General features: G+C 46.1%; 10 protein-coding genes. 3 read left to right on the top strand and 7 right to left on the bottom strand.

The genetic code is table 11. From position 1 onward, the window contains the following. Positions 1–768: 768 nt before the first annotated feature. Positions 769–1,449, top strand: coding sequence for a replication initiation protein (locus tag ACWAU4_RS22380; RefSeq protein WP_454290583.1), 681 nt, complete (start codon positions 769–771; stop codon positions 1,447–1,449). Here ACWAU4_RS22380 and ACWAU4_RS22375 read toward each other — a convergent pair. Then, positions 1,446–2,039, bottom strand: a complete 594-nt coding sequence (locus ACWAU4_RS22375) for a DUF4760 domain-containing protein (RefSeq protein ID WP_454290586.1) — start codon at positions 2,037–2,039, stop codon at positions 1,446–1,448. The genes ACWAU4_RS22380 and ACWAU4_RS22375 overlap by 4 nt on opposite strands. Positions 2,040–2,360: 321 nt before the next feature. On the opposite strand from ACWAU4_RS22375, the gene ACWAU4_RS22370 reads away from it, so the two are divergent. Together ACWAU4_RS22370 and ACWAU4_RS22365 are read left to right on the top strand one after the other, a co-directional pair. Beyond that, complete coding sequence (locus tag ACWAU4_RS22370; protein WP_454290582.1) at positions 2,361–2,720, top strand: helix-turn-helix domain-containing protein; 360 nt, start codon at positions 2,361–2,363, stop codon at positions 2,718–2,720. Between the two features lie 54 nt (positions 2,721–2,774). After that, positions 2,775–3,239 carry a MerR family transcriptional regulator gene (locus ACWAU4_RS22365; RefSeq protein ID WP_454290581.1) on the top strand — a complete coding sequence of 155 codons (465 nt, stop codon included), beginning with the start codon at positions 2,775–2,777 and terminating at the stop codon, positions 3,237–3,239. Between the two features lie 489 nt (positions 3,240–3,728). On the opposite strand, the gene ACWAU4_RS22360 is transcribed toward ACWAU4_RS22365, so the two are convergent. The 6 genes from ACWAU4_RS22360 to ACWAU4_RS22335 form a co-directional block, all read right to left on the bottom strand. Then, a complete protein-coding gene (locus tag ACWAU4_RS22360; protein ID WP_335919108.1) occupies positions 3,729–3,902 on the bottom strand; it encodes a hypothetical protein in 174 nt (57 codons plus the stop codon). A gap of 323 nt (positions 3,903–4,225) precedes the next feature. Next, positions 4,226–4,507, bottom strand: coding sequence for a hypothetical protein (locus ACWAU4_RS22355; RefSeq protein WP_342181197.1), 282 nt, complete (start codon positions 4,505–4,507; stop codon positions 4,226–4,228). Continuing rightward, positions 4,504–4,773 (bottom strand): type II toxin-antitoxin system RelE family toxin, encoded by a 270-nt coding sequence (locus ACWAU4_RS22350; RefSeq protein WP_454290585.1) that lies wholly within the window; start codon positions 4,771–4,773, stop codon positions 4,504–4,506. Before ACWAU4_RS22350 ends, ACWAU4_RS22355 begins: the two co-directional genes overlap by 4 nt. Continuing rightward, positions 4,757–4,981 (bottom strand): type II toxin-antitoxin system RelB family antitoxin, encoded by a 225-nt coding sequence (gene relB / locus ACWAU4_RS22345; RefSeq protein ID WP_335919106.1) that lies wholly within the window; start codon positions 4,979–4,981, stop codon positions 4,757–4,759. Before relB ends, ACWAU4_RS22350 begins: the two co-directional genes overlap by 17 nt. Positions 4,982–5,443: 462 nt before the next feature. Continuing rightward, positions 5,444–5,707, bottom strand: coding sequence for a hypothetical protein (locus ACWAU4_RS22340; protein ID WP_144136173.1), 264 nt, complete (start codon positions 5,705–5,707; stop codon positions 5,444–5,446). Positions 5,708–5,797: 90 nt separating this feature from the next. Further along, positions 5,798–6,661 (bottom strand): phage integrase N-terminal domain-containing protein, encoded by an 864-nt coding sequence (locus tag ACWAU4_RS22335; protein WP_454290584.1) that lies wholly within the window; start codon positions 6,659–6,661, stop codon positions 5,798–5,800. Between the last annotated feature and the right edge of the window lie 387 nt (positions 6,662–7,048).

Below are 7,048 nucleotides of genomic sequence, written 5' to 3'. Positions count from 1 at the left end.
CCTTTTAGCAATTCCCCGACGTCACGTGCCCACCATGAGCCAAAGAGGGTGGGAGATGCCCGCATAACGAGCCCCCGGCGCATCTGTCACTGGCAGCAAACACCAGTGACAGATGCGCCTCTCCCCACCCTCTTTGTCTCTCGTTCAGCCCCGCAAAAAGCAAAACGTGGGGCGTTTCGCCCCACTGCCAGCCCCGCCATTCAGCCAGACAGACTCACGCTAATCAGGCTTCATGCCGGCGCATCGATTTTGCCTTTTTCTTCTGTCAGACAGCCGCGTAGCGGCAAGCGCCGCAGGCATACGGCCTTGGCAGCGATGAAGTCGCTGGATGGTCGGAGACAAAAGTGCGAACCAGGAATAATCCAGCCCCTGCCGTCAGGCAGGAAGTGGCTGGGCATTTTTGGGGAAGGGTGGAGCCTTTAGGCGACCTTGGGGCGTAGCCCCGTGGTCGCGGCGCAGCCGCTGTTTTTTCTTGGTGGAGAGATTTACGGTAGTTATCCACAGATGAAGCCCTTTTTAAAAAGATCTTTCTTGTTTTTATAGATCTTTCTTGTTTTTAGCGCCTCTGTAGCCATTGGTACGAGAGAGATGTAGCGATCATAGGTGAGAGGATTGACACGCTAAAGCAGTTTATAGGTGAGAGGATTGACACGCTAAGGCAGTTTATAGGTGAGAGGATTGACACGCTAATTCACAGTTTTGGGTGACATTATTGACGGCCTATATCACCTATGATATAGGTGAGTATCATAATGGATAATATCACCCATGAATAACTTCACCGTCACTAAATCAAACCATCTGATCGATGCTAGTTATCGTCTTAACGTACAGGCTCAAAAGCTCGTTTTAGCCTGTCTTGGGAAGGTAGATCCAAGAGGTGAGATCCCCAAGGAAATGCGCCTAACGGCTGCAGAATATGCGGAGCTAATGGGCATCACTCACAACGCCCGTAGAGACCTCTACAAAGCAGCAGATACGCTGTTTGATGCTGTGATTATCCTCAAGGACGACCACGAGGAAGTGAAGCTAAGATGGATTCAAAAGGGGGTTAAAAAGCTCAAAGGCGATGGGGCAGTGATCATCACTTGGACGGATGATGTTTTGAAGTACATCAGCCAGCTCAAGAGTCGTTTTACAACGTACAAACTCCGTAGTATTGCCAACCTCCAATCTGGCCACTCAATCAGGCTCTACGAGTTGCTAATGCGCTTTAACGCCACCAACAGCCGAGTAATTTCGCTAGATGATTTTCGTTCAGCGCTAGGGCTTGCTGATAAATATCAGCAGTTCAAAATATTGAATCGTGATGTAATCAAACCAAGCGTTGAAGAACTCAACCAACGCAGCGATCTGGTGATCACATACGAGACAATCAAGAAGGGGCGAAATGTGGCCGCGTTAGCATTTACATTCAAGCAAAACAGGCAAATAAAAATGGATATTTAAACTCTATCTTCGCGCCCCCTCCTAGCCTTCCAGCGTAACGCAAGCCACGAAAACCGATTGTAAACTCTTGGGTTGTGATCCTTTCTTTTATCTATGTAAGGCTTGCACCGCTCATACAAAAACAGAACGGTTGTACCATAAATTCCGTACAAAAAATCCTCGTCGTATACACCGTGGTAAATGCCGTTCGCACACCGCTCCCATTCGTTAAAGACAACGGTAAAAGCTTTAGCTTCTTCAGAAAAAAAGTTTGATTCTAAGCCATATTCAGCAATCTCATCAGAGTTTTTTGATGTAACAACTTCCTTGATGAGCAAGCTAGAATTGACAATCTTTTCGTTATGTTTGTACGTGGTTTCAAAGTCGATAGCATTCTTAACCACAGCATTTCTGATGGTGCTCAGCAGAGAAAAATAAGCTACCACTGCGGCACCAATACCTGTAGTTGCTGTAGGGTTTTCCTTGGCGAAGTTGATAACGACACCAAGCAATTCCAATGCATAAAGAAAAATTATGACCAAAGAGGCAACAAGTATCGTTCTGATTACAAATCTTAATTTGCGCTCTTTGGCGGAGAAGTCTCGATGCATAAAAATCAAAAAGGGCCCAAATGGGCCCCGATGATACCAGCGGAAACACTAGTTTAAAACCAATCTTCTTCTCTAAAAAACATACTGTTAACCTCCAACTGGACCACTCCACTTCCCTAATATGGGAATTCTTCGATTAGTTGAAAGTTTACTTTTTATGAGACACAATGCATCATGGCAAAAATGCCACCCTAAAATGAGTAACTCTTATGTTTAAGAGTTAATTATAATTAACTCTTAAACATAAGAGTTACTATACTTTTTAGTAAAAAATTTTTTTTAAAAGTAAAATTACAGCAATGCATCGATGGGAGAGTAACCATGGAAATGCCAAACACCTTGGTTCACAAGTGGGGCCGAAACGCTCTAGACGCTGGATGGACAGTGATTCCAAACAAGTTGTTAAAGAAACAAACAGACTTAAAATTAACCAACTCAGAACTAATCATGCTTATCCACATAATCTCGTTCTATCACGAACATGACTCTGTCATATTTCCATCAATTAAGACCCTTTCAGCTCTAACGGGTCAACATGAGAGAACTACGCAGCGCACCATCAACAGGCTGGTCAACAAGGGGGTTTTGGAAAAAAAAATTAGAGCACTGAAAGTAACAGACCTAGGGCTGACAAATCTATACGACCTAACGCCATTAAAGAAAAAACTCAGTAAGCTATGATAAAATGCATCATATGCAACACCAAAAGGCCCGTTGGCCTAAGATAAGTGCAACATGGCAAAACTAAATCTTTCTCAAGCGGCAAAAGTGGTGAATAAAAGCAGGGTCACAATTTGGCGCCACATCAAGTCTGGCAAGCTTTCAGCAGAAAGAGATAGAGATGGAAATCCATTAGTTGACACCTCAGAGTTACTTCGTGTTTATGGTGAGATGAAGGTTATTGCAACACCTAAAACAAAAACAAAGCAACAGCTTGAAACACCACATTATCATGATCTTTTGGAGCTCATAAGAGATTTGAAAAACGAACAATTCGAGATGAAAGAAATCATTTTGGATTTGAGAAATCGCATAGAACATAAACCAGCATCAGCTTCAGACGAACATGATAATGTAACAAATTCAAAGCCTGAAGATGATCCCGAATGGCCTAAAGAGGCACTATCGTTTGCAGACATAGCCAAACGTGAAGAAATCAGAGAGAAATACAATTTCCCAGATAATGCGAGGAAAGAATAGAGGGCGAAATCGCCCCCCATTCTCTTGTCCACATGAGAAGCCCTACAAGTTACCGAGTAAAGTACTTCAAAAACAAACTAGCCAAAGACATCAAAGCTACAAAAAATCTCATTAAGTCTATGATTTTAACCATTATTCACCATACATTCTGAATTGAGGTTTTATGTTACAGCCAAGGATAGCAGGTAGCACAGTAGTTTTTCACATCACGAGCTCCCTGGTCACATAGGAACAAAAATTTCGCATTACGAACGTTTTCAGGTGCGCTCAACGGCCATTATGGTAAATCCCAGACTTTGGACTAACTTTCGCCAACCTCAGCCAAGAAAGCATGGGAAAGAGGCGAAAATCACCTTATACCCATCAAAAAATAGCGCTTTACGACTGAAAGATTTTTTCAGAATAAACTCCTCCATGAGGAGGTAAAACACAAACGGCCGTTGGGTACAAAATCTAAGAATAAGCTACAAAAAGCAAAGTTTAGCCAGCTCAGTTTGGTAACTTGATACTCGGCAGCTCAGCCCCATCTTGTTCAAGCATCAACCGCCCACCTTTGGGCATATCAATCCTTCCCGCATTCACCAGGTAATCGGCAGCGAGGTTAAACAACGCTTCAAAATCATCTCGACACTCCGCTTCCATGGTGTCGATATCGCTCAGCACTTTGAGTCTTTTGCGATATATTTAGCCAAATAGAAGAGCTGGAGGAGCAATATGACAACAGGCGAAATTTTAATCATTTCGGGGGTTCTTAGTTCTCATCGGCTTTTGCATGCTCGGGTACATGGCCTACAATCACGGCTAATCCACTTCGATAGGAGCACGAGATGAACTGGATACATGAGATGATCAGAACCAACGAGGCGTTCATGCTGTTCATGGTGCTATTACCCATTTGTTTGACCTTGGCCGTTCTCATTTACGCCGGAAAACAACACGGCAAGCATGAATGACGTCTATCTGCGCGGGTTGATTTTGTAACGCAATCAACTCGGAAGCTTGATTGCAGGCAGCTCGTCCAGGTGTGATTGAAAGACAAACCTTGCGCCTTTGGCGTTTTCAACAACCCCCACGCTCGTCAAATACTCCAGTCCACTATTGAACAGCGCCTCAAAGGCCGCTTTTGTCTCAGGATCTTTGCTATCCATGCCTTTCAGTGCGTTAAACTGCTGAAATATCTCCTGCACCAACGGGGAGCCGCGATCCAATTGCAGCTGCTCCAGAAGGTCAGGGTTATCAAATTCGGCCCCAATCTCATGCAATTTCACGGTTCGTAGATCTCCTTTCTGTGGCCGATTAACGCAGCTAGAATCACCAACTCACTATCCCGAATGTCACACAGCACACGATAATCACCGACCCGATAGCGCCAAAACTCACCAAGTTCGCCTTTCAACGGCTTGCCGGATTGCCTAGGGTCATCAAGCTCGGCCACGCGCTGTTCCATGAAATCCACAATCCTTGCGGCGCTCTGTCTGTCCATTTTTTTCAGAGCTTTAAGTGCTTTGTCGGAGTAATTAATCGTCCAGGCCAAGGGCTGCCCTCACATCCGCAGTGGAATGAACCTTCTCCTGCCCGCGGCGAATATCCGCGATAGTTTGAGCGGCCAGGTAGTAATCCTCGAGATCTTCCAGATGTGCCAGGATAGCCTCTCTGGCGTAGAAGGTTTTGGTTCTGCCAGTCTGGCTGGCAAGCGCATTCAGACGGGCTTCCACGTCTTCCGGTAATCGAATTGCAAGCATGACAACCTCATTTGCTATACACGTATAGCAACATTGTAGCGGCACAAGAGTCCAAAAGAAACACTCTTCAATTTTGATTTTGTAACCATATCAATTGAATTGCTACTGGTAGAGCGCATCAGTGCGAATCCCTGGTCTACTGTAGTAGACCAGGAACAGTGAAGGGGCCCCCTTCACACATCCTGCCCCGCCTATTCATCCTTTCAATTTTCGGTTTTGGCTCTGCAATTTCTCCGCATTCAACGACACCTTGCCAGAAACCACCATGCGCTCATCGCACAGAGTTTAATTCGGGGAAATCAGGCCTAAATAAGGTGCATTCCAGAGGTAAAAAAGAGCTCGATACCAGAGCGTTGAAAGAATTTCATCTTCACCGAAACTGCTGTTTTCACGACTTAACATGCAAGCAGATACTCCCGATTTAGCATGCTAAATCGGGTCATGGAAAAAGGATAAATGGAATCATTTTTTGGGTGAGGTAATAAATATCAATTGCTGCGGCTTCCCCTTCAATGAACGGAAGAACAGGGGCTCAGAGCTCATTTCATTATGGTATTTATCGATGTCTTTGCTGTCATCGAGATGCTTTATCAACCCATCGATAGCCGCTTTATATGCCTCTGGAACCCTCATAACCACGGTTTTTCCCCGCTCAGCTTTTCGTCCTGCCCCTGGGCGAAATCCTCCCCGACCACTAACGCTGTACTCAACTTTCTCTTCAGACATACCCGCTTTCTCCAAATTGATTATGTAACATAATCAATATGCAATGATTTTGTTACATAATCAATAAATTTGGCATGCTAAATTCCCGTATCAGGCACCTAGGTAAACGGAAGTAACATCGATCCGACCATGGCCAAGTTCGGCGCTGATCTGCAAACGGATCTGATTGTCCTCCCTACGCTGCTGCGATGACATTTCTCTACGAGACATCCCTCCCGCAGCTGGGCACGGCCTTCCGGCCAGTTCCAGATAACGCTGCTGTGCGTAGCCATGGCGTAACCCATGCGCCTGCTCCAATCCCATCCGAATACAAGCCGTTTTATAACGGTTCAACTGCTCCACGTAACGCAGCTCTGGAGGGATAAGCGAACCGCCTCCGGCTAGTTTTTTGGCCTCCTCCAGGAGCTCCCGTTGTTCAGGTGTCCGGATTGGAATATCACGGGGTCTTCCTCCCTTGGTCTTGTCCAGGTGCAGTACCCCTCCATGGTCGGCTAACGCAGGGTGGATCTTCATGGCCTCCTCGCGGCGCAGGCCAAACACAGCCTGCAAACGGAACGACACCGATAGATAAGGGTCACAAACCGCATTTAAACGCTCTAAATCGAGCTGTACGCTCCGATCTTGGTTTGTGACGTACTTACGTGAGGAAATACCATTGGATGCGTTAGAACGCGGAATAAGGCCTTTCTTGTCGATTTTATCCGACAGCCAGCGCAGATGTGACATACGGTTTTTGATGGTGCCAGCAGTTAACCCCTCCTGTTGCCAACGCGCCAGCAACGCCGCCACATGACGGGAACCAAGGTTTCGGAGCTGCAATCGACGCACGCCGAGCTCCCGCAACTGGCGATCAACTAAGGCTAAGGTGCGACGGCGGTCTGTCTGGGTCGCAAACGAGCCATCCCGATTCCCTCTCATCACCTGGTTACACGCATGCATGAAGTCTGTGGCCATAGCCTTTTTCTCCTTCAACAAAAACAAAAAAGCCCTGCATTGCAGGGCTTTTTCTGGTGTTAATCAATGGTCTGGAAACTGCTGAGAGGACATGGTGTGCGATCGTTTAGTGTTATTCCGCACCTGTGTTCGCGCACAGGTATCCATGAAAACGTAACGTTTTCAATGGATGATAGCGGTAGTGCCTCATGGTTTTTCAATTCCCACACGATTGAGCCAGCGTAGTGGTCTGCAAATCGGTATTAGTTCGGGACGCATAGATACAGCCACCGTAAGCGGCTGTTTATAAGTGCATTAGGTCTATATTTTTTATCTGCGGGAGCCAATGGGCTGTGATTTACGGGCTCATCGTAGCGCCTCCAAGATCCCCATGCAACTCCCTAATTT

This window comes from Shewanella sp. FeAMO (assembly GCF_053653955.1).
The sequence above is the reverse complement of the archived record's forward strand: the minus strand, read 5'-3'. Positions and strand labels throughout refer to the sequence as shown.

Bases quoted from the DNA above. Each gene is read 5' to 3' on its own strand.
- ACWAU4_RS22340 (WP_144136173.1), bottom strand. From the start codon at position 5,707: ATGTCTGAAGAGAAAGTTGAGTACAGCGTTAGTGGTCGGGGAGGATTT.
- ACWAU4_RS22380 (WP_454290583.1), top strand. From the start codon at position 769: ATGAATAACTTCACCGTCACTAAATCAAACCATCTGATCGATGCTAGT.
- ACWAU4_RS22365 (WP_454290581.1), top strand. From the start codon at position 2,775: ATGGCAAAACTAAATCTTTCTCAAGCGGCAAAAGTGGTGAATAAAAGC.
- ACWAU4_RS22335 (WP_454290584.1), bottom strand. From the start codon at position 6,661: ATGGCCACAGACTTCATGCATGCGTGTAACCAGGTGATGAGAGGGAAT.
- ACWAU4_RS22375 (WP_454290586.1), bottom strand. From the start codon at position 2,039: ATGCATCGAGACTTCTCCGCCAAAGAGCGCAAATTAAGATTTGTAATC.
- relB (WP_335919106.1), bottom strand. From the start codon at position 4,981: ATGCTTGCAATTCGATTACCGGAAGACGTGGAAGCCCGTCTGAATGCG.
- ACWAU4_RS22370 (WP_454290582.1), top strand. From the start codon at position 2,361: ATGGAAATGCCAAACACCTTGGTTCACAAGTGGGGCCGAAACGCTCTA.